Origin of the sequence: Sorangium sp. So ce321 (genome assembly GCF_051530195.1) — a bacterium.
In the GTDB taxonomy this organism is placed as follows: domain Bacteria; phylum Myxococcota_A; class Polyangia; order Polyangiales; family Polyangiaceae; genus Sorangium.
In genome coordinates, this window is the sequence record NZ_CP150329.1 from 13,985,875 (window position 1) to 14,010,470 (window position 24,596).

At 73.5% G+C, this 24,596-nt stretch carries 19 protein-coding genes; 15 read left to right on the forward strand and 4 right to left on the reverse strand.

Annotated elements, in window-relative coordinates; translation table 11 throughout:
* Nucleotides 1-95 precede the first annotated feature (95 nt).
* Nucleotides 96-1,049 (forward strand): class I SAM-dependent methyltransferase, encoded by a 954-nt coding sequence (locus WME89_RS51965; protein WP_438006913.1) that lies wholly within the window; start codon nt 96-98, stop codon nt 1,047-1,049.
* A gap of 37 nt (nt 1,050-1,086) precedes the next feature.
* Here the strand turns inward: WME89_RS51965 and WME89_RS51970 are convergent, their stop codons facing one another.
* From WME89_RS51970 to WME89_RS51980, 3 genes are all read right to left on the reverse strand, one after another.
* Nucleotides 1,087-1,509 (reverse strand): VOC family protein, encoded by a 423-nt coding sequence (locus WME89_RS51970; protein ID WP_438006914.1) that lies wholly within the window; start codon nt 1,507-1,509, stop codon nt 1,087-1,089.
* A 116-nt stretch (nt 1,510-1,625) separates the two neighbouring features.
* Nucleotides 1,626-2,129 carry a DoxX family protein gene (locus WME89_RS51975; RefSeq protein WP_438006915.1) on the reverse strand — a complete coding sequence of 168 codons (504 nt, stop codon included), beginning with the start codon at nt 2,127-2,129 and terminating at the stop codon, nt 1,626-1,628.
* A 154-nt stretch (nt 2,130-2,283) separates the two neighbouring features.
* Nucleotides 2,284-3,489 carry a hypothetical protein gene (locus WME89_RS51980; protein ID WP_438006916.1) on the reverse strand — a complete coding sequence of 402 codons (1,206 nt, stop codon included), beginning with the start codon at nt 3,487-3,489 and terminating at the stop codon, nt 2,284-2,286.
* Between the two features lie 290 nt (nt 3,490-3,779).
* On the opposite strand from WME89_RS51980, the gene WME89_RS51985 reads away from it, so the two are divergent.
* From WME89_RS51985 to WME89_RS52045, 13 genes are all read left to right on the forward strand, one after another.
* Entirely contained in the window at nt 3,780-6,032 is a 2,253-nt protein-coding gene (locus WME89_RS51985; RefSeq protein ID WP_438006917.1) for a substrate-binding domain-containing protein, read from the forward strand.
* 86 nt (nt 6,033-6,118) lie between these two features.
* Nucleotides 6,119-7,219, forward strand: coding sequence for a hypothetical protein (locus tag WME89_RS51990; protein ID WP_438006918.1), 1,101 nt, complete (start codon nt 6,119-6,121; stop codon nt 7,217-7,219).
* A 590-nt stretch (nt 7,220-7,809) separates the two neighbouring features.
* Nucleotides 7,810-9,273, forward strand: coding sequence for a YciC family protein (locus WME89_RS51995; RefSeq protein WP_438006919.1), 1,464 nt, complete (start codon nt 7,810-7,812; stop codon nt 9,271-9,273).
* A 485-nt stretch (nt 9,274-9,758) separates the two neighbouring features.
* Complete coding sequence (locus tag WME89_RS52000; protein ID WP_438006920.1) at nt 9,759-10,865, forward strand: SDR family NAD(P)-dependent oxidoreductase; 1,107 nt, start codon at nt 9,759-9,761, stop codon at nt 10,863-10,865.
* Nucleotides 10,862-12,163, forward strand: coding sequence for a TIGR04295 family B12-binding domain-containing radical SAM protein (locus tag WME89_RS52005; protein ID WP_438006921.1), 1,302 nt, complete (start codon nt 10,862-10,864; stop codon nt 12,161-12,163). Before WME89_RS52000 ends, WME89_RS52005 begins: the two co-directional genes overlap by 4 nt.
* Nucleotides 12,150-13,340, forward strand: coding sequence for a glycosyltransferase family 4 protein (locus tag WME89_RS52010; RefSeq protein WP_438006922.1), 1,191 nt, complete (start codon nt 12,150-12,152; stop codon nt 13,338-13,340). Before WME89_RS52005 ends, WME89_RS52010 begins: the two co-directional genes overlap by 14 nt.
* Entirely contained in the window at nt 13,331-14,548 is a 1,218-nt protein-coding gene (locus WME89_RS52015; protein ID WP_438006923.1) for a CgeB family protein, read from the forward strand. Before WME89_RS52010 ends, WME89_RS52015 begins: the two co-directional genes overlap by 10 nt.
* 56 nt (nt 14,549-14,604) lie before the next feature.
* Nucleotides 14,605-15,615 carry a UDP-glucuronic acid decarboxylase family protein gene (locus tag WME89_RS52020; RefSeq protein WP_438006924.1) on the forward strand — a complete coding sequence of 337 codons (1,011 nt, stop codon included), beginning with the start codon at nt 14,605-14,607 and terminating at the stop codon, nt 15,613-15,615.
* A 172-nt stretch (nt 15,616-15,787) separates the two neighbouring features.
* A complete protein-coding gene (locus tag WME89_RS52025; protein ID WP_438006925.1) occupies nt 15,788-17,350 on the forward strand; it encodes a PGRS family protein in 1,563 nt (520 codons plus the stop codon).
* 593 nt (nt 17,351-17,943) lie between these two features.
* A complete protein-coding gene (locus WME89_RS52030; protein ID WP_438006926.1) occupies nt 17,944-18,795 on the forward strand; it encodes a hypothetical protein in 852 nt (283 codons plus the stop codon).
* A gap of 287 nt (nt 18,796-19,082) precedes the next feature.
* Nucleotides 19,083-20,180, forward strand: coding sequence for an L-type lectin-domain containing protein (locus WME89_RS52035; RefSeq protein ID WP_438006927.1), 1,098 nt, complete (start codon nt 19,083-19,085; stop codon nt 20,178-20,180).
* 18 nt (nt 20,181-20,198) lie between these two features.
* The gene (locus tag WME89_RS52040) at nt 20,199-21,095 is read left to right on the forward strand and encodes a LysR family transcriptional regulator (protein WP_438006928.1); all 897 of its coding nucleotides are present in this window, start codon (nt 20,199-20,201) and stop codon (nt 21,093-21,095) included.
* Between the two features lie 140 nt (nt 21,096-21,235).
* Entirely contained in the window at nt 21,236-21,472 is a 237-nt protein-coding gene (locus WME89_RS52045) for a hypothetical protein (RefSeq protein ID WP_438006929.1), read from the forward strand.
* Here WME89_RS52045 and WME89_RS52050 read toward each other — a convergent pair.
* On the reverse strand, nt 21,462-22,538 hold the full coding sequence (locus tag WME89_RS52050) for an RICIN domain-containing protein (protein ID WP_438006930.1): 1,077 nt from the start codon (nt 22,536-22,538) through the stop codon (nt 21,462-21,464). The two genes, WME89_RS52045 and WME89_RS52050, sit on opposite strands and share 11 nt — an antisense overlap.
* Nucleotides 22,539-23,826: 1,288 nt before the next feature.
* Here WME89_RS52050 and WME89_RS52055 point away from each other — a divergent pair.
* Complete coding sequence (locus tag WME89_RS52055) at nt 23,827-24,480, forward strand: lamin tail domain-containing protein (protein WP_438006931.1); 654 nt, start codon at nt 23,827-23,829, stop codon at nt 24,478-24,480.
* The last annotated feature ends 116 nt before the right edge of the window (nt 24,481-24,596 follow it).

The following is a 24,596-nucleotide window of genomic DNA, read 5'->3' on the forward strand; positions in this document are numbered from 1 at the left end:
TCCGTGCCGCGCCGCTCGGGTTCGTTCCCGATCATGAGATGAGGGCTCCGCTCGAGCGCTGGACGAGCGAGGCCGCGCGCAGGAAAAGGAGAACCATGCTGGAGAGGATCTGGGATCGTCATCGCGCCGCCGGGCTCGACGAGGCGGCGGCCGTCGCCGCAGCGCCGTCGCCGGAGGACCTCTGCTACCTCGCGATGCTGGCGTTCGCCGACGAGCGCACCGCGGACGCCGCGGCCTTCGCTGCCCGGGCCGCGGAGGCCTCGCCGGGAGACCCGCTGTTCCGCGCGGCCGCGGCGCACCTCGCGCGGGTCGCCCGGGAGGGGAAGCGCAACGTCTACGTGTCCGCAGAGGGGTTCGCCGCCTTCATCCGCGGGGGCGGCAATGTGCGGCTCTACCGGGAGACCAGCGCGGCGCTCGCCAGCCAGTACCCGGAGGCGCCTTTCGATCTGCTCGATATAGGGGCTGGCGACGGCATGGCCCTGCTGCCCGCGCTGACGCCGGCGGTGCGGCGGGTGACCGTGGCGGAGCCGGCGGCGCCGCTGCTCGAGCGGTGCGCCGCGGCGCTCTCGGCGCGGGGCGTCGGCTTCGAGGCCTTCAGCGGGCGATTCCAGGACCTGGCTGCGGATGCCGGCATGGCGTCGCGGCGCTGGGCGGTCGGGCAGGCGACCTTCTGCCTGCACGCGATCGCCCCGGCCGAGCGGCCGGCGCTGCTCCGCTGGGCGCGCGACCATTGCGATCTGCTGCTGATCGCCGAGTTCGACGCGCCGCGCATGGACGAGCCGCTCGCGCCGGACATCGCGCGGCACGTGCTCGAGCGCTACCGCGAAGGGCTGGCCGAGTACCGCGGCGCCGAGCTCGACACGGTGGCGCAGGGCTTCCTGATGCCGGTGCTCTTCGGCTATGCGGACCGCGGCGCCACCCGCACCACGTTCGAGCACCCGGTCGACGACTGGGCGGCGCTGCTGCAGGAGGCCGGCTTCGCGCGCGTCGAGCGCCGGCTGCTCCACCGCTACTGGTGGGCGCCGGCCTGGCTGCTGGCGGCGCGCTGACGCTCAGCTGCGCCTCGCGAGCCGGGCCGCCCGGACGTCACGCCTTCTTGATGTCGCAGTTGAACATCCAGCGGATGCCGAACGCGTCGGTGAGCGTGCCGAACTTCGCGCCCCAGAACGTGTCCTGGAGGGGCATCGTCACGGCGCCGCCCGCGGCGAGGGCCTCGAACACCCTCGTCATGTCCGCCACGTCGTCGAAGCCCAGGCAAACCTCGGTGTTGCTCTCCTGCGGGACCGGCCTGTCGGGCGTGCTGTCGCTGACCATGACGAGGCCCGGGCCGATGCGCAGGGCGGCGTGGATGATCAGGTCCCTGTTCTCGGGAGCCGGGGTGTTGCCCGGGATGTCGCCGTAGCGCATCAGGCCCTCAGCCTTCGCGCCCAGCGCGCTCTCGTAGAGCTTGATGGCTCTTCCCGCGGTCCCGTTGAACATCAGGTAGGGATTCAGGTTCTTGATCGACATGTCTGCCTCCGTGCGGTGGTCCGCGGCGCGAGGGGCGTCGCCCGGGACCCAAGGTGGTTTATCGACGCAGTGACGAACTCCGGATCATCGGCCCTCGCGGGCGCCGGCGCTCCTCACTACTTCGCGTCCCGGAGCGGGAGGATCGAGCGGAGCCGCCGGTCGCGCAGCCAGAGCCCGCCCCAGAGCAGCGCCGCGACGTAGATCGGGAACAGCGTGTGGGTGAGGAGCGGGTTGCCCACGCGCACGTGCGTCGCGATGGCGCCTCCCAGGTAGCCCGTCCAGAGCACGGCCCCGAGCACCGCCGTGCGCGGGAAGAGGTAGAAGGCGAGGCACACGAGCTGCACGACCCCGAGCGGGAAGATCACGCTCGCCTGGTATCCGAGGCTCGTCGTGCCTTCCACGACCTCGCGCGGCTGGAACAGCTTGCCCGCAGCGTCGAAGGCCAGGAACAGCACGGCGAGCCCGCTCAGGATCCGGCCTGCCCAGAGCGCCTTCCTCGAGGGCGGGGCGTCGCGCGTCGCGCCGGTCACGGGCGCGTCGAGGGCGACGCCGGTCTGCGGGGCCTGGTTCTCGTCTCGGGTGGGCGCGGCGTGGCGAATGGCGGGGGAGATCGCGGTCATGGTGGCCTCTTCTGTCCGGGTTCGAGGGCATAGACCCCCGCGCCCGGTCAGAATCATCGGCGCCGCGAAAAAAAATCGACCGCCCCCGCCGCCCGGCTGTCGGCCTCGCCGCCCGGCGCTCGGCCGGGCCGCCCGGCTCGAGCCTCGGGCGGCGTTACCGGTCCTGCTTCGCGCCCGGATCGAGCTGCACGGAGGCCGTCCACGTGCCGCTCGCCACCTCGTCTCGCACGGTGATCTTTCCCGTCGCGACGTCGAGATCGAGCGCGGGATCGCCCCCGTTCCGGGTCGTGTTCCCGTCGTGGACGCGGACCACCTGGTCCTGCTCCACCGTACACTCGGAAACGCCGGTCGTGCCCGCGCCGTAGAGCATGCGGCCGCCGCACTCGAGGCGCGTGAGGCACTTGCCCGGGCGCGCGAGCGGCGAGACGCGCAGCGTGCACTGCGCGCCGACCTTCGCCGGGCTGGGCCCGCTGGACGCCGTGACGCGCGCGGTCCTGCGCAGCGCCCTGCCGGTGGCGTCGAGCAGCGGCTCCCCCTTCACGGGCGCGCTCTGGTAAGGCAGCTTGAGCTCGACCCGGTAAGCGGGCACCGAGTCGCGCCAGACGGCGCCGACCTTGCGGATGCTGTCGAGCGAGACCTCGGCCCTCTCCCCCGAGCGGTCGCCCTTGTCCTCGTACGAGATGGCGTAAACATGGGTGCCGGGGGCAGCGCCAGAGTCCTCCTCCACGCCGCTGCTGAACCTCGACATGCCGTTGAGCGGATCGCTCGAGCTGTAGATCGGCGTCCCGCCGCACACGATCTGGAGCGCGGGCACGCGGATCTTCTCCCCCGAGCCCGCGAGCTGCGCCTCGACCGTGCACGTCGCGCCGGCCGCGAGGGGGAGCCCTGTCGCGCGCGTCACGGTCGCCTTCCAGGTCGCTGTCGCGGTCCGCGCCGGCGCCTCGGGGGCCGGCGTGGCCGGCGCCGACGCCGGCGTCGGCGCGGGCTCGGGGGCCGGGTCGATGGGCACGGGGACCGGGGTCGCGACCACGCCAGCGTACGGAACGGCGTCGTCCGCCGCTTCGGGCGCGGGCCGCACCAGCAGGTAGGCGGCGACCGAGGTGCAGATCCCGAGGCCCGCGATCAGCGCCAGGACCGGCACGAACAGCGAGCGCCGCGGCCGGCTGCGCACCTGGTCGAGCTCGCGGCCGAGCTGGTCGAGCAAGCGACGGGCGTCCGCCATCTGGCGCTCGAGCTGCGCGACGCGCGCCGTCCGGTCGTCGTCCCGCTGGTCCTCGAGCTCCCGCTTCGCCGTCGCGAGCTGCTCCTGGAGGCTGTCCACGCGCCCGCGCAGCGCGTCTCGTTCGTCGCGGTAATGCATCGTGCAACGGTAGCATCGGGAGGCGCCGCGCCGGCGCCCGCGCTGGCGAGGTCATCGCGGGCGTTTTCGTGCTCCGCGTGCTCCGCGCCGGCCAGAGGCCGCGCCCTCCGTCCCGGCAGCCGCTGGCGCGGTGAGGAGCAGGCCTCCCCGCGATCCGGCGCGTCGCTCGGCGGTCGTCGCTCCGGCGCCAGACGTCGCGCCCATGTTGCCGGGGCCGCGTGTACCCTGGTAGCTGGTCCGCAGAAGCTCGCCGGGAGGATGACCCGGACCGTGGAGCAGGGAGCGCGAGGATGGGTCAGGGTGGCGAGAGCAGCGGCGTCGCGGTGCCGGAGCAGTGGGGCGAGCTGCCCGGCGCTCCGGGGCAGGAGGCGGGCGCGGGCGCAAAGGCCCGCTCATCCATCCCCGCCGCGCGCCGCACCGACGCTCCGGGGCCGGTGAGGCTGGAAGTCGACGCGGGCGCCCGCCCTCGCACCCTCGGGATCATCACCCCCTTTGTCGACGGCTCGTTCTGGAACCCGGTCCTGACGGGTATTCACGAGGCGGCGCAGGAGCGCGGGTACCGCACGATGGTGCTGCGCGGCACGCCGTTCGAGCTCCGGGCGCCCTCGCTCGCCAGGGGGCAGGTGGACGGATGGATCGTGCTGATCGAGGTGCACGGCATCGAGGCGCTCGCGCGCGCGGGGGTCCCGTTCATCACGGTCGGCACGCGCGCCGCCGAGGTCAGCTGCCCGGCCGTGATCCCGGACAACCGCGGCGGCATGAGGAGCGCGGTGCTCCACCTGATCGAGCACGGCCACCGGCGCATCGCGTTCGTCGGGTACTTCGCCGCCTACGACGTGCGCGAGCGCTTCGCGGCCTACAAGGACACGCTCGCCGAGGCAGGTATCCCGTTCGACCCGGATCTGGTCGTCCAGAGCGACAACAACTGGTACAGCGGAGGCCAGGGCGCGGCGCCGGGGCTCCTCGCGCGGCGGCACGAGTGCACGGCCGCTGTCTTCGGGACGGACAAGAACGCGATCGGCATGATGCCCTTGCTGAAGGCGGCGGGCGTCCGGATCCCCGAGGATCTCGCGATCGTCGGCTTCGACGACATCGTGGAGGCGCAAGGCGCCGACCCGCCGCTGACCACGATCCGCCAGCGGTTCGAGATGATGGGGAGCGCGGCGTGCGATCTGCTCGCGTCGATGATCGCCGGCGAGGCCTTCCCGCCCGAGGGCGTGCAGACGGCGAACGTGCTCGTCCAGCGGAGCTCGTGCGGCTGCAACGTGATCCAGAACTTCCTCGACCGGGGGGACCTGGCATCCGAGGAGGGCGAGAGCGACGCCCTGGCCCGGCAGATGGTCGAGCTGCTCCTCGTGCCCCGGACGCTCCCGCCCGGGACGCCGCCGACCGAGGTATGGCCAGCTGTCACGCGGGTGGTGGAGGGGTATTTCGCGGCGCTCCGGGGCGCCGCGCCGCTCCCGCCGGTGGAGCTGGAGCGCGCCTACCGCCAGGCCGTCGGCGTCACGCCCGATCTGGGGACGTTGCTGGCGGCGGTGCGCCTGCTGGGCCAGTCGCACGAGCGGCGCCGCGCGCCCATGGACGCGGCGGCCAGGCGGCGCGTCGAGGACTACCTGGAGCTGTCGCGGCTCGCGATCGCGCGGGCCCGCCTCGAGGCGGAGACGCAGGTTGTCCACCAGCTCGGGTTGCTCGCGAGGACCAATTACGACGTGAGCCTCGCGCTGCTCGGCGGCACGCATCACGAGGCCCGGTCGCTCGCATGGCTCGAGACGACCCCGGCGGTCTGGAGCTGCCTCGCGCTCTGGGACGATCCGGAGACGCGCGTGAGCCTCGTCGTCGCGGGCGCTTACAGCCGCGACGGCAGCCCGACACCCCCGATCGGCGACCGCTGCCCGATGGAGGCGTTTCCGCCGGCGGAGACGCTGCCGACCGCGGCCGCGGACGGCTCGCTCATGGTGTTTCTCCTGCCGATACGCTCCGCCCGGCGCGACTGGGGGGTCCTGGCGCTCGTCGGCCCGACGCTCGTCGCGATGACCGGGGACGAGGGCACCGTCGCGATCTGGGGGACGCTCCTCGGCGCGGCCCTCGAGCGCGACGCGCTGCTGGAGTCGGTGTCGGCGCAGCACGTCGATCTGCAGAAGGCCTATGCGATCGAGCGCGCGCTCTCGGAGACCGTGCGAGAGCTGGGCTGCCCGTTGATCCCGCTCCTGCCCGGCATGCTGCTCGTGCCGCTGATCGGGATGATCGACGGCGGCCGCGCCCAGCAGGTGCTCGAGAAGGTGACCGAGGGGGTGAGCCGGCACAGGGCGCGCCGCGTGCTGCTCGACGTCACCGGCGTCCCGTTCGTGGACGCCGAGGTGGCCAGCGCGCTCGGCGCGATCAGCCGCGCGGCCGCCCTGCTCGGCGCGCGGGTCTATCTGGTCGGCGTGCGCCCGGAGATCGCGAGGAGCCTTGTCGCCGTCGAGCTCCGGGACCTGGACACGTTCGCCTCGCTGTCGACGGCGCTCCGCACGCTCGCGCCGGCCGGGAGGGGCCGCAGGTAGCGTGTCGTCGCCTCGACATGGAGGCGGGGAGGCCGCGCCGCGAGGCGCCTTGACGTGCCGAGACGCGGCTGGCGTAGAATCGCTCAATGCTCGCCGTGCACTGCCCGCGTTGCGGGCGACCTGCGCCGGTGTCCCTCGCCAGCCCGGACCTCATGGCCTGCGCGGCCTGCCACTACCGCGGCCCGCCGCCCGCTGCGGCGGCGCAGGGCCTGCGCGCCGCGGCGCACGTCGTGCTCCAGACCGACGTGCGTCGCCGCCAGCTCTCGGACGCGCTGCGGCGGATGCTGGTCACGGCGTCGCAGCGGCACGCGCGGCTCCTCGTCGTGTTCGCGCTCGCGTCGGTGCCGATCACCGGGTTCGCGGCGCTCATCCTGCTGGGGCTCTGGGTCAGCCCTGACACCGACGGCGACGTCGTCACCGGCGGGATGGTGGTGGCGTCATGGCTCGGCACCGTCGGCGCGGGCGCGGCCGTGCTCGCGCTGGTGCGCCGCAGGCAGCGGCGGATCGAGGAGGCGTGCGCCGCGCGCCCGCCCGCGGCCCCGGGCGAGCCGGCGGCGTGCCACGTGTGCGGCGCGCCGCTCGGCGGGGGCGACGGCGCGGTCGCGCGCTGCGGCTTCTGCGCCGCCGACAACCTGGTCTCGCCGGCCGTCCTCGAGCGCGTGCGCGCGCGCCAGGTCGTCGTCCTGCAGTCGTTCGAGCAGGCGGTGAGCGCCGAGCTCGCCTCGTTCGGCCGGGCGACCTCCGGCGCCGCCGCGGCCGTCGTGGCGACCGCGCTGGTGGTCCCGGTGGCCGTGTTCATCCTCGCCATCGCCGCCGTCCTGGCCCGCGAGGCGGGGCGGCCGCCGGTGGACGCCGCCGTGCGCTACGCGGTGGTCAGCACGCCGCTCGGGCAGTGCGTCGGAAAGCTCTCGCCGGGAGCGGACGGCGGCGCGGCGGTCCGGTTCGGCGGGTTCCGGCGCGCGGAGCTGCCCGAGGAGCAGGCGCTCGCGCCGGGAGCCCCGATCGAGGCCGTGTCGCCGGGAGCCCTCGTCGGCCGCGTCGTGACGGCGAAGCAGGGGGCCGGCGTTGTCACGGAGGTGTTCTCGTCGCCGCTCACGGGCAACTCCGCCGCGGTCCGGCGCGAGGACGGGTCCTCGTTCACGAGCAGCATCGCCGGGCTCTGCCTGGGAGGGCCAGCTCCGAGGTGATCGTACTCCGTTTCGTGCTCTCCGGTTTCGCAGGCTCCGGTTCCATGCTCCCCGGTCTCGCGCGCTTCGGTCTCGTGCGGCAGGCCGGTGGGGCGAGCCCGGCGTGGACAGGGGATCTCGGCGCGCCAGCAGCGTATCTGTCGGCTGACGGGCGCTGCGATGGTCGCGCCAGGCGGCCGCCGTGCGCGGATGGACGCTGTCGTCCTCGAGGTCGCGTCCCTGAGGAATCCCCTTATTTGCAGCCATTTTCAGCGGAGAAATTGAACAGGGAGGCGGGGAGGCGGGGAGTATTTGAAGATTTTTCTCCCCGTCTCCCTGTGAATTTTCCGAAGAATTTGAGGGATGCCTCGGGGCGCGCCCCTCAATGCGCCTCGAGCGCTCGATGGCGGTCTGTCGAGAGTCGCGCTGCGGAATCCGTGATGATGGCCCTGTCCGGAACGCCGGCGAAGCTTGCGGCGGCCGCTGCTGCGCCGCCGCGCGCGGGGCGCTCGCCGCGTGGCCAGAAGTTAGTTGTTCCGTGTCGGCGCCCTCCACGTATAGTGGGGGTGGTTGGTTGGGGGTTAACTGGTATTCACACCGGTGGAGACAAGATGAGCCAAGGTGGCTGGGGCGGAGGATCAGGGGGCGGTCAGGGCGGTGGTGGTCACGGTCAGCCGCCGGGTGGCGGCGGCTATGGTCCGCCGCCGGGCGGCGGCTACGGCCAGCCGCCGGGACAGCCGCCGGGTGGCGCCTATGGCCAGCCGCCGGGGCAGCCGCCGGGCGGCGGCTACGGCCAGCCGCCGGGGCAGCCGCCGGGCGGCGGCTACGGCCAGCCGCCGGGGCAGCCGCCGGGCGGCGGCTACGGCCAGCCGCCGGGACAGCCGCCGGGTGGCGCGTATGGCCAGCCGCCGGGCGGCGGCTACGGCCAGCCGCCGGGGCAGCCGCCGGGTGGCGCGTATGGCCAGCCGCCGGGCGGCGGCTACGGCCAGCCGCCGGGGCAGCCGCCGGGCGGCGCGTATGGCCAGCCGCCGGGGCAGCCGCCGGGCGGCGCGTATGGCCAGCCGCCGGGGCAGCCGCCGGGTGGCGCGTATGGCCAGCCGCCGGGGCAGCCGCCGGGTGGCGCGTATGGCCAGCCGCCGGGGCAGCCGCCGGGCGGCGCGTATGGCCAGCCGCCGGGCGGCGGCTACGGCCAACCGCCGGGCGGTGGTCAACCGCCGGGCGGCGGCTACGGTCAACCGCCGGGTGCCGGCGGCTATGGTCCGCCTCCTGGCGGCGGTGGCTGGGGTCCGCCGCCGGGCGGTGGCGGCTGGGGCCAGCCCCCGGGCGGTGGCTCCGGAGCACCCCCGGGCGGCGGCTACGGAGTGCCTCCGGGCGGCTACGGAGCGCCTCCGGGCGGCGACCCCTACCGCCAGCCGGGGATGGGCGACGGGACGTCGTGGGGCGCGGGCGACGCGGCATCCTTCGGCTGGGAGCGCGTGAAGCGCGACCCGGCGATCCTCATCGGCGCCGTGGCTGTCGTCGGGTTCGCGGCAGGCCTCCCCAACGCCATCGGCGGAGGCATCCAGGCGTCCCTCGCGAGGGACGCGCCCCTCCTCGGGTCGGCCGTCCAGTTCCTCCTGCAGCTCGTCGGCTTCGTGCTCGGCAGCTACTTCGCCGGAGGCCTGTACACTCTGCTCCTGAAGGTCGCGCGCGGCCAGCAGTACTCGTTCAACGACATCTTCGCCGGCGGCCAGTGGTTCCTCCCCATCCTGGGCGCCCAGTTCCTCACCTTCGTCGCCGTCGCCATCGGCATGGTCTTCCTGTTCGTCCCCGGCGTCATCCTCGCGCTCGGCCTGAGCATGACCACCGCGTGCATCGTCGATAAAAACCTCGGCACCATCGACGCGATGAAGGAAAGCTGGCGAATCACGACCGGGCACAAGGGCGGCCTCTTCCTCTATGCCTTGCTCGCCTTCGTGCTCTTCCTGGGGGGCGCGCTCGCCTGCTGCCTCGGTACGCTCGTGGCCGCGCCGATCGCCGCCCTCGGGTATGTGTACATCTACCTGCGCCTGACGGGCCAGCCGATCGCGAGCTGAGCCTCCTCGAGGGCTCGCGTCCGCGCCGCCCTCCTCCCCGCACCCCCGCCCGCCTCGCCGCGATCTGCAGCCGCGCCCGCCCGGTTCCGCCCGGCGTCGAGCGCGCGCCCTCCTTCCGGCCATCGTCCCTGGCCGCTTTCATCGCCTGTCCGGATACCGCTGCTCGCATCGAGACCCCTTTGCGACACCTCGATCTACGCAGCTGTCCAGGCTGCCGTCCGGCGTTTCCGTACCCTGTTTAGGGACCGCGCCAGGCTCGACTCGCGTGGTGAGATAAAGCTCCTCCGATCGGATTGCAGGCCTCCAGGCCGCATGTTAATCGGTGTCTCCTCAGGGACTCGCGCGCAGCGCGGCGCGGATCGGGGGGAATCGCGCGGCGGGCGGGCGCTCTGCCTGCCGCGCCGCCCTGCGCCGGACGCTCCCGACCTGACTGACATCTGCTCTCTCGCCGCCCGCTGCTCGTCCAGACCGGAACGGAGCAAGATATGCCTGACCACGTCCTGATCACGGGTGGAGCCGGATTCATCGGCTCCAGCCTCGCCGATCGGCTCCTCCGCCAGGGAGAGCCGGTCCTCGTCTTCGACAACCTCGCGCGCGCGTTCGTCGAGCGGAACGTCGAGCTCCTCAAGGAGCGCCACGGCGGCCGCGTCGACGTCATGGTGCGCGACATCCGCGACGAGCAGGCCGTGAGCGACGCCGTGCGGCGCGCCTCGTTCGTCTTCCACCTCGCCGCGCAGGCCGCCGTCACGAGGAGCGTCTCGGACCCGGCGCTCGACTTCGAGGTGAACGCGCGCGGCACGCTCAACGTGCTCGAGGCGATCCGGAAGCTCGACCGGCCCCCGCCGCTCCTCTTCGCCTCCACCAGCAAGGTCTACGGCGCGCTGCCCGACCTCCCGGTCGAGCGAGGGGACGAGCGGTATCGACCCCTCTGCGACAGCGCGCGCGAACACGGCATCTCCGAGGCGCGGCCGCTCGACTTCCAGAGCCCTCACGGGTGCTCCAAGGGCGCCGCGGACCAGTACGTCCTCGATTACGCGCGCACCTTCGGCCTCGACGCCGCGGTGCTCCGGATGAGCTGCGTCTACGGCCCCTCTCAGTTCGGCAACGAGGACCAGGGGTGGATCGCCCACTTCGTCGCGCGCGCCATCCGCCACGACACGATCACCCTCCACGGCGACGGGCTCCAGGTCCGAGACGCGCTGTTCATCGACGACCTCGTCGAGGCCCTCCTCGTCGCGCGCCGCGACATCAAGCAGGCCTCGGGCCGCGCCTTCAACCTCGGGGGCGGCCCGGCGAGGGCGGTGAGCCTCGTCGAGCTGCTCGACCTCATCGCCGAGCTCGACGGGCGCCGCCCGGCCGTCTCGCTCGCCGGGTGGAGGCGCGGCGATCCGCGGTACTACGTCTCCGACTGCCGCGCCTTCCAGGCGCTCACCGGCTGGGCGCCGCGCGTCGACGTCCGCGACGGGCTGCGCGCGCTCTACCGATGGCGCTTCGCCCTCGAGGAGCGCCTCGGGGCCGTCTACGCCGATCCCCCCCTCTCCGCGCGCCTCCACCGGCCCGACCGGCCCGACCGGCTCGGGGTCGCGTCATGAAGGTCGCGCTGGTCAACCCGCCCTGGAGCTTCCAGGGCAGCGTCTACGCCGGCTGCCGCGAGCCGCACCTGCCCCTCGAGCTCGCGTACGCCCGGACGCTGCTCGAGCGCGCCGGGCACGAGGCCGCCCTCCTCGACGCCCACGCGCGCGGGCTCGACCTCGCCGCGCTCCGCGCCGCGGTCGCCGCGCTCCGCCCGGACATCACGGCGATCGCCACGGCGCCGAGCTACCTCTTCTGGCGCTGCCCGCCGCCCGAGCTGCGCGTGCCCATGGCGACCGCCGCCGCGCTGCGGGGCCACGGCGGGCTGCTCGTCGCCGTCGGGCCCCACGGCTCCTCCACGCCGCGCGCCGCGCTCCGCAAGCTCGGCGTCGACGTCGTGATCCTCGGCGAGTGCGAGGAGATCCTCGTCATGCTCGCGGGCGCGGCGGACGCGCGCTTCTGGCGGATCCCGTCGATCGCCTACCGCAGGAACGGCATCGACCACGTGCAGGGCGGCCCCCACGCCGCCAGCGCGCGGGCGCTGCCGGCGCTGCGCTGGGACGACGCGACGATCGCGCGGCACGCCCACCACCACCACCGCTTCGACGCCGTGCCCGAGGGGCCGGGCGCCGAGCTGGAGGCCTCGCGCGGCTGCGCCCACCGCTGCGCCCTCTGCGGGAGGGGCCGCGCCAGCGCCCCGCTCCGGAGGCGCCCGCTCGAGGCCGTGCTCGACGAGCTCGACGCGCTCCTCGCCCAGGGCGTCCGCTACGTCTACTTCATCGACGAGCACTTCCTGCCCGACCGGGCCCTCCTCGAGGCGCTCCGCGCGCGCGAGGTCGCCTTCGGCGTCCGGCTCAGGATCGACAGCTGGTCGCGCGAGATGCTCGACCTGCTCGGCCGCGCCGGCTGCGTCTCGATCGAGGCAGGCGTCGAGGGCCTTTCCGGCGGCGAGCGCGGCGAGCGAGATCCCCTCGCCAGGCGCTGCAGCGCCTCGACCGAGGAGCTCACCGCGCTGCTCGTCCACGCCCGCAAGAGCGTCCCCTTCGTGCAGGCCACCCTGCACCACGCGAGCGCCGGCGACCCGGCCGCGGCGGAGGCGTGGCGGCAGCGCCTGCTCGGCCTCGGCGTCTGGGCCAACGAGCCCGTCCCCGTGTTCCCTTACCCCGGCTCCCCCGCGTACGCCGCGCGCTGGGGCGCGCCGGACGACGGCGCGTGGGAGCGGGCCCACGCCCACTACATCGCCGAGCACCGGAAGTTCAGCGATCTCCAGGACAGCCGGCCGCTGCCGCTCGCGGAGCTCGAGCATGACGCCCGCTGACGGCGGCGCCCCGGGCGCGGCGGCGCCGCGGCCCGGGCGCGTGCTGATGACGGCCGACGCGCACGGCGGCGTGTGGACCGCTGCCATCGAGCTCGCCGCGGCGCTCTCGCGCGCCGGCGTGGCCACGGTGCTCGCGGCCCTGGGCGGGCCGCTGTCGCCCGCGGCGCGCGAGGCCGCCGCCGCGATCCCGGGCCTCGAGCTCGCCGAGAGCGACCACCGGCTCGAGTGGATGGACGACCCGTGGGACGACGTCGCCGCCGCGGGCGACTGGCTGCTCGCCCTGGAAGCGCGGACGCAGCCCGACCTCATCCACCTGAGCGGGTACTGCCACGCGGCCCTCCCGTTCCGGGCGCCGCGCGTCGTCGTGGCGCACGCGTGCGTGCTCTCCTGGTGGCGCGCCGTCCACCGCCGGCCGGCGCCGGTCCGCTACGATCGCTACCGCGCGCGGGTCGCGGAGGGGCTCCGCGCGGCGGCGGCCGTCGTCGCGCCGAGCGCGGCGATGCTGCGCTCCCTCGCGTGCGACTACGGGGCGCTCGGCGTCGGCCGGGGCCACGTCATCCCGCACGCGCGCGACAGGCGGCGGTTCGTGCCGGCGGCGAAGGAGGCGTTCGTCTTCGCGGCCGGCCGGCTCTGGGACGAGGGCAAGAACCTCGCGGCCCTCGAGAAGGTCGCGCCCCGCCTCGCGTGGCCGGTGCTCGTGGCCGGGAGCGACGTCGCGTCGGGCGGCGTCGGCCGCCGCACCGGCGAGAGCCTCTGCTCGCTCGGGTGGATGAGCGAGGGCGAGCTCGCGTGGTGGATGGGGCGCGCCGCGATCTACGCCTTCCCGGCGCGGTACGAGCCGTTCGGCATGTCGATCCTCGAGGCCGGCCTCTCCGGCTGCGCGCTCGTGCTCGGCGACCTGCCCAGCCTGCGCGAGGTGTGGCGCGACGCCGCCGTCTACGTCCCCGCGGACGACCCGGGCGCGCTCGCGGGCGCGCTCGACCAGCTCATCCGGGACGCCGCGCGCCGCGACGCGCTCGGCGCCCTCGCCCGCCGGCGCGCGGTGCGCTTCAGCCCGCGCGCCATGGCCCGCCGCTACCTCGACGTCTACGCCGTCGCGCTCGAGGCCCGGCCGCCCGTGCCCCGGCGCGGCAGCCCTCCTCCATCGCCCACGCCCTGCGGGACACCATGCGAATAGCGCTCTTCTGCCGCTCCCTGCTCTCCGACTGGAACCACGGCGACGCGCACTTCCTCCGAGGCGTCGCGGCGGAGCTCGACGCGCGCGGCCACGACGTCCTCGCCTTCGAGCCCGAGGACGCCTGGAGCGCGCAGGGCCTGCTCGCCGCCCACGGCCACGCCGCGCTGGCCGCGGTGAACGAAGCGGCCGCCGCCTGCCAGCGCCTCTGGCCGCGCCTCAACCCGCGCCGCTACGCGCTCGCCACGCTGGACCTCGACGCCGCGCTCGAGGGGGTCGACGTCGCGCTCGTCCACGAGGGCAACGACCCCGAGCTCGTGCGGCGCCTCGGCGAGCACCGCGCCCGCGCGGGCCGCTACCACCTGCTCTTCCACGACACGCACCACCGCCTGCTCACCGATCCGGCCGCGATCGTGCGGCGCGATCTCTCGGGGTACGACTGCGTCCTCGGCTTCGGAAAGAGCCTTTGCGAGCTCTACCTGAGCCGCGGCGTCGCGCGGCGCGCCGTCGTCTGGCACGAGGCCGCCGACGCGCGCCTCTTCCGGCCGCTGCCGGAGGTCGAGAAGGAGCGCGATCTCGTGTGGATCGGCGACTGGGGGGACGGCGAGCGGACGGCGGAGCTCCACGAGCTCCTGATCGAGCCCGTGAAGGCGCTCGGCCTGCGCGCGCGCGTGCACGGGCGGGGCTACCCCGCGCGCGCCCTCGCGGCGCTCGCGGACGCCGGCATCGAGCACGCCGGCTGGCTCCCGAACCACCTCGTCCCCGACGCCTTCGCGCGCGCCCGCGTCACCGTGCACGTCCCGCGGCGGCCGTACGCCGCGCTGCTCCCCGGCCTCCCGACGATGCGGCCCTTCGAGGCGCTCGCGTGCGGGATCCCGCTCGTGAGCGCGCCGTGGTCCGACGCCGAGCGCCTCTTCTCGCCCGGCCGCGACTACCTCGTCGCGCGCACCGGCGCGGAGATGAAGGAGCACCTCCGCGCGCTCCTCGCGGACCCGGACTATGCGCGCGGGATCGCCGAGCACGGGCGCCGGACGGTGCTCGCGCGCCACACGTGCGCGCACCGCGTGGACACGCTCCTCGACCTCGTCGACGAGCTCCTCCTGCCGTCGTCCTTGCGGCTCGCCGACGAGGAGGACGAGCTGGAGCGGAGCGGCGCGCGGTCCGGGGTTCGCCGCTGCGACCCCGCGCACCACCGGAGCCCGCTCGCATGAGGACGTCCGGGGACAGCCACGCAGAGGGGCGAGATCGCGACAACGGAGGTGTTTCGATGGGTGACGCGAACGGGAAAACGGTGGGGAGGAGCATGCGCATCCTGGTGACGGGGGGCGCCGGCTTCGTCGGCTCGCACCTGTGCGAGCGGCTCCTCGCGGAAGGCCACGAGGTCATCGCGCTCGACGACTTCTCGACGGGCTCGCCGGCCAACGTGGCGCACCTGATGCGCAGCAGCCGCTTCTGGCTCGTCGAGCACGACGTGACCGTGCCCTTCGATCACGAGGTCGACAGGATCTACAACCTGGCGTCGCCGGCGAGCCCCGCGCGTTACCAGGTCGATCCGGTGCGGACCACGATGACGAACGTGCTCGGCGCGCTGCACGCCCTCGCGTGCGCCGAGCGGCACGGCGCGCGGCTGCTCCAGGCGTCGACGAGCGAGGTGTACGGCGATCCCGAGGTGCACCCCCAGCCCGAGACCTACCTCGGGCGGGTGAGCCCGGTCGGGGTGCGCGCCTGTTACGACGAGGGCAAGCGCTGCGCGGAGTCGCTGGTGATGGACTTCCACCGTCAGGGGCGCGCGTCGGGGCGCATCGCGCGGATCTTCAACACGTACGGGCCCCGGATGGCGATCGACGACGGGCGCGCGGTGAGCAACTTCATCGTCCAGGCGCTCCGGGGCGAGGACCTGACCGTCTACGGGAGCGGCTCGCAGACGCGGAGCTTCTGCTACGTCGACGACCTGGTCGAGGGGTGCTTGCGGCTCATGGAGCACCCGGTGGAGGTGGGGCCGGTCAACCTGGGCAATCCAGTCGAGGTGACGGTGCTCGAGCTGGCGCAGGAGATCCTGAGGCTCACGGGCAGCGCGAGCCGGATCGTGTTCAGGCCGCTGCCGGAGGACGACCCGCGGCAGCGGCGGCCGGCGATCGACCTGGCCCGGCGCACGCTCGGGTTCGAGCCGCGGGTGGCGCTGCGGCAGGGGCTCTACGCGACCATCCAGAGCCTCCGGGCGGCGCTCGCCGGGGCGGGGGAGGGGGCGCGGCGCGGGGAGGCGGCGCTGGCGAGCTGACGGTCGAGCCGGCGGACGGCGGCGCCGCGTCAGGGCGCATCAGGCGCATCAATTGACGGCGGACGGCGGCGCCGCGCCAGGGCGCATCAGGCGCATCAGTTGACGGCGGACGGCGGCGCCGCGTCAGGGCGCATCAATTGACGGCGGGCAGCGCCGGGCGCATGGAGCACGCATGAGCCCTGGCTTTGCCCCGGCCGCTGCGGTGCGCGGCGCCCTCGCGGCCGCCCTGCTCGTCGCCGTCGCCGCGGGCGCCGCGGCGTGCTCGCCCGAGGTGCGCGAGTTCCAGAACGCCGGCGGCGCCGCCGCCTCCACCGGCACCGGCGCGGGCGGCGCCGGGGGCGCGGGCGGCGCCGGTGGCACGGGCGGCGCTCCTGGCTGCGACAGCGCCCTCTCGCCCGCCGAGGACGCGTGCGTCATCGACGACGGCTTCGGCGTCTTCGTCACCGCCTCCGGGAACGACCTCAACCCTGGCACCAGGGTCGCGCCAGTAAAGACGCTTGCCAAAGCGATCGACCTCGCCGGGGAGCGGGGGAAGCGCGTCTATGCGTGCGCCGAGGCCTTCAACGAGCCGATCGTCGTCCCCGCGGGCGTGGAGCTCTTCGGTGGGCTCGACTGCGCGGACAGGTGGCAGTGGATCGGCGAGAGCGGCAAGACGACGGTCGCCACCGAGCCTTCCGTCATCGCCGCGGTCCTGCTCGGCGGCGAGGCCACGACGCGGATCGAGGACTTCTGGTTCCAGGCCGCTCCCGGCGCGGAGCCCGGGGCGTCGTCCATCGCCGTCCTCGCCGACGGCGCGACGGCCGAGCTGACCCGCTGCACGCTCGTCGCGGGCGACGGCGCGGACGGCGCCGACGCGGTGAGCCTCGAGGAGGCGGCGCCGCAGGGGCCGGTCGGGCTGGCAGGGATGGCCGCGTGCACGGCCGGGGTCGGGCTGCCGGGCCCGGCGAACCCGGCGTGCCCTGGCTCGGTGGGCGGCGCCGGCGGCAGCTCCATCCCCCCGGTCGGGCCGGGGATGATGGGAATGCCGGGGCTGCCCGAGCTTCGCGGCGGGGAGGGCGGCAGGCCGGACTGCGGGGATGGCGCGCCCGGCGCGAACGGCGCGTCCGGCACCCCGGGCAGCGGCGGGGCGGGCCTCGGTGCCCTCAGCGCGGCCGGCTACACGGCGCCTTCAGGCTCGCCCGGCCGGGATGGCTCGCCGGGCCAGGGGGGCGGCGGCGGCGGCTCGCGCAGCGGCGGGAACTGCCCGCAGCTCATGCCGCCGATCGGGCCCGGAGCGAGCGGCGGCAGCGGCGGCGCCGGCGGGTGCGGCGGCGTCGGCGGCGCCGGCGGTCAGGCGGGCGGGTCCAGCATCGGGCTCGCGAGCGTGAACGCCGCGCTGACGCTCATCGACGTGCACATCACCGCGGGCAGGGCCGGGAAGGGCGGCGCGGGCGCCAGCGGCCAGCCCGGCGGCGCCGGCGGCCCTGGCGGCGCTGGCGGGCCGCCCAACGTGCTGCCAGGCGCCTGCGCGGGCGGCGCGGGCGGCGCCGGGGGCGCGGGAGGCCCGGGCGGCGGCGGCGCGGGCGGCTCGTCGCTCGGCATCGCGCACATCGGCGCGGCCCCGGTGCAGCGGAGCGGCGTGGACATCGAGGCGGGGACGGCCGGCGACGGCGGGCTGGGCGGCAATGAGAACGCGGCGGACAACGGGGGTGCGAGCGGCGTCGCTGCGCTGGTGCAGGAGATCAGCGGGGGCTGACGAGCGCGGGCCCGGGGCGGCATTGCCTTGCTGACGTGGAGGCGGGAGCGGCGAATGGGACGCTCCCCGGGCCAGCGCATCCACAACGGTACATCGCCCGGGCTCCGAGATGCGGTGTGCGCGGTGACGCGCGCGAGGCGCCGCTTGCGATGACGCGCGCGAGGCGCCGCTTGCGATGACAGGCTCGAGGCGTCCCCTCAAAACGTTCGGATAAATCACAGGGAGGCGGGGAGGCGGGGAGGGAAATCTTCAAGATACTCCCTGTCTCTCCCGCCTCCCTGTTCGATTTTTTTTTGATGAAAATGGCTGCAAAAAGAAGGGATTCCTCGGCTGACAGACAGCTCGAAGATCTGCGAGGTCCCCATTCAGCCCTCGCGCAGTTCGGTTGCTGGTCGCCCTCTCGGCCACGAGGAGCGCTGGACACCGCAGATCTTCTCGAGATCTTGTTCCTTGTCGAGAAGGGTAGTCGCGACTTCCATGTCCGGGCCGACGATACCGGGCTCTGCAGCTGGCCGGAGCGCGCCGGGTATCACCCGCCGGCCCGAGTAGGCTACTCTGTGTGCCCCCGACGTACTCTTGCACAGGAGTTTTCCATGGAGCGATCACGTTCAGAGAATCTTCGCAGCCTCGGCGTCTTTTTCGGCCTCGGCTTGGCGATCGCCGCCGCCGCCTGCGGCGACGATGACACCGGCGGCAGCAGCACCACCACCACCGCCAGCAGCACCAGCAGCACGAGCAGCACCAGCGGCGGCGACGGTGGCACGGGCGGCAGCGGCGGCAGCGATGGCGCTACCGGCACGGGCGGCAGCGGCGGCAGCGGCGGCAGCGGCGGCGCCGCCGGCACGGGGGGCGGCGGCGGCAACGCGGGGCCGTCGCTCAGCTTCTTCGTGTCGAGCAGCGGGAGCGCGACGGCGAACCTGGGCGGGCTCGCCGGAGCGGATCAGCGGTGCCAGGAGCTGGCCACCGCGGTCGGCGCCGGCGCGAGGACCTGGCGCGCCTACCTCAGCGTCGAGAAGGGCGCGGACGGCGAGCCGGTGAACGCCCGGGACCGGATCGGCACGGGCCCCTGGTACAACGCGAAGCTCGAGATGGTGGCCGCGGACCTCGAGGAACTGCACACGAGGGCTGGCGATCACACCGTCTTCCTCGACGAGAACGGCGAGATGGTGCCGGGCCAGTGGGATGGCTCCCCGACGCCGATCGAGCACGATGTCCTCACCGGCACGGACCGAGACGGCACCCTCAAGGTCGGTTACACGTGCGAGGACTGGACCTCCGAGGACCCGGCCCAGATGGCCTGGATCGGGCACTGCGACGGGCGCGGCCCCAATCAGAACATGGACGAGATGTACCGGCCGTGGAACTCGGTGCACGAGAATGGCAGCTGCGCCGACACGGCCCCGAAGGGCGGCAGCGGCCGCATCTACTGCTTCGCCGCGGACTGAGGGGGCGCGCGCCGCGCTCGCGCTCGTCGAGGCGCGCGCGGCCCACGCCCGGCGCGGAGGCGCCCTCGAAGAGCACCTCGGCCGCGAAGGAGCGGTCAGCGGGATCTCCCTCCCGGGGACATCCCGCCGCGGCCTCGCGACGGCGGGCTCCAGACCGCGACCGCCGCTGGATGCCCCGGCCGCGCGCTCCTCTCGAGCTGGTACATTGCGGCGCAGAGAGAGCTGGCGCATGGGAGCGCCCCACCTCATCTGCGACGATCCTTCGTCGCGCCCCGCATCGAGAGCTCATGCATCCTTCACAGCCGATCTCGTCTTCACGCGAAGCTTCACGCGAAGCGTCGGGCCCTGGCCGGAGCGCGCGCTCTCTGGCGCTATTCCTCCTCCCGGCGCTCGCCGCCGCCGTCTCCTCGTGCGGCAGGAGCGACCTCCTCGAGGAGGTCGTCGTCGAGGAGGTCGGCCCCGGGTGCGTGCCTGCGCCGGAGGTCTGCGACGGTCTCGACAACGACTGCGACCGTGTCGTCGATGAAGGCTGCGCTTGCCCGGAGGGGCGTGAACGGAGCTGCTACTCGGGCCCGCAGGGCACCCGGGGCGTCGGGGCGTGCGAGGCCGGCGTGCAGGTCTGCTCCCGGAGCGCCTGGGGGCCGTGCACGGGCGAGACGACGCCGGCGCCCGAGGCGTGCGACCTCGTCGACAACGACTGCAATGGGCAGACCGACGAGGGCACGTGCCCCGATGGAACCGTGTGCGCGGCGAGCCTCGCCGCGGACATGGCCTCGCCGCCGGACGGATGGTCCTTCAATGGGGATGCCTTCTGGGATGCGCAGGCGCTGACTGGCGTGCTCACGGACGCCGAGCACGATCAGGCCGGCGCCCTCGTCTACCGCAATCCCATCGCCGCCGACTCCTTCACCGCGACGTTCGAGTTCCGCCTCGGCCGCGGCGACGGGCTCGGCTTCATGCTCGAGACGACGGGAGAGACGGCCGTGGGCGCGCCCGGTGGCAGCCTCGGCATGGCTGGGCTCGCCGGCTACGGCATCGAGCTCGACACCTTCAACAACTTCGACTGCGGAGATCTGGACAGGAACCACGTGGGCGTGGACGATCTCGCTCAGCCTTGCAGAGCCGGGGGCCTCAGCTCGCTGAGCCAGGTGGCGAGCAACGTCGCGCTCGGCGACGGCGCGTTCCACACGGCCCGGATCGAGCTCGCCGAGGGCGAGGTGAGCTTGAGCATCGACGGCGAGCCCCTGATCCGGGGATTCGCCATCGACGGCTTCCCCGTCGGGGCGACGTTCTTCTATGGCTTCGCCGCCGGCACGGGAGATGCCATCGCGCGCCAGGAGATCCGGAATGTGAACATCACCTTCCCCGCTCCCCGCTGCCTCTGAAACAGGCGGAGCTGCACCATGCTGCGCGCGAACCTGAGCGATATCCTCGTCTTCATGGCCGTCGTCGAGGAAGGGAGCTTCATCGCCGGGGGGCAGGCGATGGGCCTGACCAGGTCGGCGGCGGGCAAGGCCGTGAGTCGCCTGGAAGACAGGCTGGGCGTGCGCCTCCTGAACCGCACGACGAGGGCGCTGAGCCTCACCGATGAAGGCCGGGTGTTCCACGACCGAGGTCTGCAGATCCTCGCGGCGGTCGACGACGCAGAGGCGAGCGTGGCGGGGCGCTCCGGCACGCCGCGGGGGCTCCTGCGGCTCACCGTCCCCGATGCCTTCGGGCGGCTCGTGGTCCTGCCGCTACTGCGGAAGTATCTCGAGGCCTGGCCCGAGATCCAGGTGGAGGTGAGCTTCACCGATCGACTGGCCGACATCGTCGAGGAAGGCTTCGATCTGGCTGTGCGGATCGGAGAGGCGCCCCCGGACACGCGGCTTGTCTCCCGGGTGGTCGCCAGGTACAAGGCCATGCTTTGCGCTGCTCCGTCCTACATCGCCGAGCGTGGCGAACCGCGGAGCCTCGATGAGCTCGCCGGACACGACTGCTTGATCTTCAGCAGCCGCAATCGAAGGCAGAGCTGGCGCTTCGTCGGCGACGATGGCGCCTGGGTCAAGGCGCAGGGTCGAAGCCGCTTGCGGCTGGATAGCGGAGAAGCCCTCCGGGATGCGGCCGTCGCAGGGCTCGGCATCGCGTTTCTTCCGGACTTTCTGGTGGCCGAGGACGTGGCTGCCGGTCGCCTCCAGCAGGTCCTGCCCTACCTCGAGGCGGAGGAAGTGAAGATCGTGACGATCTACCCGACCCGGCGTCTCCTGGAGCCCCGTGTCAGGCGCTTCATCGATCTCATGGTCGAAGAGCTCGGGACCTGACGCTGCTGGGCGACAAGGCCTCCCTCGCCGCCGCGCCGCCCGGCCAGGCGCGGATCCGGGGCGGCGCGGGCGCCTCGCGGCCATGTACGCTGAAGCACCCGAAGACGGCCGCCTGGGCCCGCGCTCGGCAGGTGAGCCAGGTGGCGAGCAACGTCGCGCTCGGCGACGGCGCGTTCCACACGGCCCAGATCGAGCTCGACGAGGGCGAGGTGAGCGTGAGCATCGACGGCGAGCCCCCTGTCCAGGGATTCGCGATCAGCGGCTTCCCCGTCGGGTCGGCGTTCTTCCATGGCTTCTCCGCCGGCGCCGCGCGCAGGCGCGCTCGCGCGGCGAGCGTCGGGCTGGGCGCGATGGCGGCGGTGGGGGTCAGGGCTTGATCGACCACCGCTGGCTGCCGCCCCCGTCGCAGGCATTCTGTGCGACCGCGGCGCCGTCGTCCTGGCTGGAGGCAGTGAGGTTGAGGCACCTGCCCGAGTGCTTGGCGACGAGCCGCGTCGCGCCGCCGCTCGACTCGACCCGCCATGCCTGGTTGTCGTCTCCGCTGCACGTCCACTGGAGGAGCGCGGCGCCGTCGCCCGCGCTGGCGCCCTCGACGTCGAGGCATTTGCCCGAGTTGCGGTTGATGACGTTGAAGTAGCCATCGCTCCTCGGCGCGAGGTCCCAGCGCTGGTTGTCGTTGCCGTGGCAAGGCCAGGTGACCACGGCGGCGCCATCGTCTCCGCTCGCCTGGAAGACGTCGAGACACTTGTCGTTCTCCTCGCTCACGATCAGGCCGGTGAAGCCCAGTTCGTAGGCGAGGTGGACGCCTTCGATGTCGGTCTCGCTGAGGTTGCCGTCGCCGTTGTACTTCGGGTTGCAGTAGTTCATGACGGAGCTGAGGTCCCAGCTGCCGACCACGAGGTCGCCGTCGCTGCCTTGGGGCGCGTCCGTGCAGGAGCTCGGCGTATCGTCGCGGTTATGCTCGTGGGCGAACCCGAGGGCGTGGCCGAACTCGTGGACCGCGATGCTGCGGATGCAGCTCTCCTCGCTCCCCTGGCAGGCCTGGCTCCAGTTGAGGAAGGTGAAGTTCAAGACCATGCCGGCGCTGACGCCGGCGAGCGCGCTGCCCAGGAACTTCACGTGAGGGCCGGAATCCTCGATACGGATGCGGATGCCCGACGAGGAGCTCGCGCACGTGCCCCAGCCGGTGAAGTTGACCGACGAGACGGCATCCCAGGTGTTCGTGATCTGCTCCCTGACCCAGCCGCGCTGGGTCGCGTCGTTGCCGGGGTTCTCCCAGCAGACAGGGATGTTGTGGTTCTGCCAGATGTCCGGGGACGAGACGTAAAGTGCGCCATCGGCGGTGTCGATGCTCTCGCTGTCCCCGTTGACGTCGGCGGCCGAGCATGCCGCGAGGGCCGAAGCACCGATACAAAGCCCGACGATTCGATTCAAGGTATTCATGTCGTACTCCAGGGTAGATTCGCCGTACGCGCCGCGCTGAAACAGGGCAACTCGTGCAGGCGAAAGATGGTCGACGTAGCCGTGCAGCGGCGGCTCTGCCGTCGCTCGGTGTCGTCCCGGTCCGTGACCGTCGAAGATGGACTCAGCAAGAGCGAAGCCAACGAGCAGAACGACTTCCGGGGCAGCGGCTTCGGCGCGCCTCCTTGCCTCCGCGGGCGTTCGCTCCTGGCCACCGGCGCGGATTTCGAAGGCGTAGCGCGGCGTCGATGCCCTTCGGGGCAGGCTGCTCGACGAGTGATGGGCGCAGGGGCCCGGTGGCAAGTTATGCCATCACGCCATGGCAAGGATTACCTGACCGGCAAACCTTGCCATCCCGCCGTCGCGCGTGGGTCGTGGTGGCCGCCTCACCTGACGCCGCGATAAGCGCCGGGCTCCGCGGGGTTCTCGCTGCAGAACGACGTGGTCTCGGGCGAGGACGCTGCCTTCGAGGCGGTGCTGGTACACCGGCATGCGGCTTGCCCCACCGGCTCGAGCACATCTGCAAGGGGAACATGGCTTCAAGCTCTCTATGTGCTCCGGTGGCCGCCGACTGGATTTGAACCACAGAGAGGGCACAGAGGAGAGAAAAAGAACTCTTTCTCCTCTGTGCCCTCTGTGCCCTCTGTGCCCTCTGTGCCCTCTGTGCCTCTGTGGTTTATTTTATTTATTCTCGGGCTTCCACGATGACGAGGTTTCCCTCGCCACCGCGTCTCCCGGCCCGGCGCCGGTCCGGGGCGGCACGATCGCCTCGCGGCCATGTACGCTGAAGCACCCGAGTCCGGTCGCCTGGGCCCGCGCTCGGCCAGAGCGCTCCTGAACCTGCGAGCGGGCGTGGCGGGCTGTTGAGAATCAAGCTGGTTGATGCTCTCCCGCTCGGGCTGGCTGATGGCCATCGCGCCGGTGAGCGGGCCTCGGTCACGGGCGTGATGGTCGGCCCATCGCTGGCCTGAGCGTGCCGGGGTGCTCGGACGCGTCAAGGGTTCCCTCGCAGGGCTCGGCGGCTGCGCCGCCCTTGACGCGCCCTGCGCCCCCCGGCGGACGCGTCGCACGGGCGATGGGCGGACGGAGCCTCCGGCGGGGGCTCCGGGCACCGGCTGGGCGATGGCCATCGGGCGCGTGAGCGAGCCATCGTCCTGCTTGAGCGAAAAGTGGCCTCCAGCCATCATCTACAGGGAGCGTCAGCACGGGCCCGCCCGTGCCCATTGACGCGCGGCCGGGACCGCCGTGTGCTGCGGCCGAGGAGAACTTCATGATTACCAACCTTCGATTCACCATGCTCTTTGCTGCTGCGCTCTGCGCGGCGGGCTGCGGCTCGGACGACGAGCCGGCGGGCAGCGGCACGCCCGGCGCGGGCGCGACCACCACGTCACAGGCCTCGAGCGGCACCGGCGGCACCGGTGGCAGCGGGTCAGGGGGAACGGGCACGGGCGGCGACGTGACGACGACCGTCGTGGTGAACGAGATCTCGGCCAAGGGCAGCGACTGGATCGAGCTCGGCAACCCGGGCTCGGCGGCGGCGGACCTCGGCGGGTTCGGCCTCTGCGACTCCGACGAGAGCGGCCTGTGCAACACGGGCGACGCGCTCAGGTTCCCCGAGGGCACGGAGCTCGCCCCGGGGGAGTACCTGCTCGTCCTCGGCGACCAGGCGGTCGAAGTGGGCCCGGGGCCCCACACGACGTGCCTGGCCGAAGGCCCGAGCAGCTGCTTCTACGCGACGTGGAAGGTGAGCGCCTCCAGGGGCGAGACCGTCTTCCTCATCTCTCCGAACGACCAGGTGCTCAACCAGCTGGAGTACCCGATCGAGGCGGCGGCCGACGGGCAGACGTGGGGCAGGCTGCCCGACCTGACCGGCCAGGGCGGCGTCACCGCGCCGACCCCGGGCGCGGCGAACGCGGCGCCCTAGCTTCGCCGCGTCCAGGGACGAGACAGCGGCAGCGCACTGGCGCGCTCCGCCGGGACGATTCCACTGCAGTCGATCGGTGCACGCCGCCGGGAGCACGAGGGCGAGCAGCAAACCGA

Excerpts from the sequence above, each read along its gene's own strand:
- WME89_RS52055 (WP_438006931.1), top strand. The coding sequence starts at position 23,827 with ATGATTACCAACCTTCGATTCACCATGCTCTTTGCTGCTGCGCTCTGC.
- WME89_RS51995 (WP_438006919.1), top strand. The coding sequence starts at position 7,810 with ATGAGCCAAGGTGGCTGGGGCGGAGGATCAGGGGGCGGTCAGGGCGGT.
- WME89_RS51970 (WP_438006914.1), bottom strand. The coding sequence starts at position 1,509 with ATGTCGATCAAGAACCTGAATCCCTACCTGATGTTCAACGGGACCGCG.
- WME89_RS51985 (WP_438006917.1), top strand. The coding sequence starts at position 3,780 with ATGGGTCAGGGTGGCGAGAGCAGCGGCGTCGCGGTGCCGGAGCAGTGG.
- WME89_RS51990 (WP_438006918.1), top strand. The coding sequence starts at position 6,119 with ATGCTCGCCGTGCACTGCCCGCGTTGCGGGCGACCTGCGCCGGTGTCC.
- WME89_RS52030 (WP_438006926.1), top strand. The coding sequence starts at position 17,944 with ATGGAGCGATCACGTTCAGAGAATCTTCGCAGCCTCGGCGTCTTTTTC.
- WME89_RS52010 (WP_438006922.1), top strand. The coding sequence starts at position 12,150 with ATGACGCCCGCTGACGGCGGCGCCCCGGGCGCGGCGGCGCCGCGGCCC.
- WME89_RS52050 (WP_438006930.1), bottom strand. The coding sequence starts at position 22,538 with ATGAATACCTTGAATCGAATCGTCGGGCTTTGTATCGGTGCTTCGGCC.
- WME89_RS51965 (WP_438006913.1), top strand. The coding sequence starts at position 96 with ATGCTGGAGAGGATCTGGGATCGTCATCGCGCCGCCGGGCTCGACGAG.
- WME89_RS52025 (WP_438006925.1), top strand. The coding sequence starts at position 15,788 with ATGAGCCCTGGCTTTGCCCCGGCCGCTGCGGTGCGCGGCGCCCTCGCG.
- WME89_RS52015 (WP_438006923.1), top strand. The coding sequence starts at position 13,331 with ATGCGAATAGCGCTCTTCTGCCGCTCCCTGCTCTCCGACTGGAACCAC.
- WME89_RS52035 (WP_438006927.1), top strand. The coding sequence starts at position 19,083 with ATGCATCCTTCACAGCCGATCTCGTCTTCACGCGAAGCTTCACGCGAA.
- WME89_RS52020 (WP_438006924.1), top strand. The coding sequence starts at position 14,605 with ATGGGTGACGCGAACGGGAAAACGGTGGGGAGGAGCATGCGCATCCTG.
- WME89_RS52005 (WP_438006921.1), top strand. The coding sequence starts at position 10,862 with ATGAAGGTCGCGCTGGTCAACCCGCCCTGGAGCTTCCAGGGCAGCGTC.
- WME89_RS52040 (WP_438006928.1), top strand. The coding sequence starts at position 20,199 with ATGCTGCGCGCGAACCTGAGCGATATCCTCGTCTTCATGGCCGTCGTC.
- WME89_RS51980 (WP_438006916.1), bottom strand. The coding sequence starts at position 3,489 with ATGCATTACCGCGACGAACGAGACGCGCTGCGCGGGCGCGTGGACAGC.
- WME89_RS51975 (WP_438006915.1), bottom strand. The coding sequence starts at position 2,129 with ATGACCGCGATCTCCCCCGCCATTCGCCACGCCGCGCCCACCCGAGAC.
- WME89_RS52000 (WP_438006920.1), top strand. The coding sequence starts at position 9,759 with ATGCCTGACCACGTCCTGATCACGGGTGGAGCCGGATTCATCGGCTCC.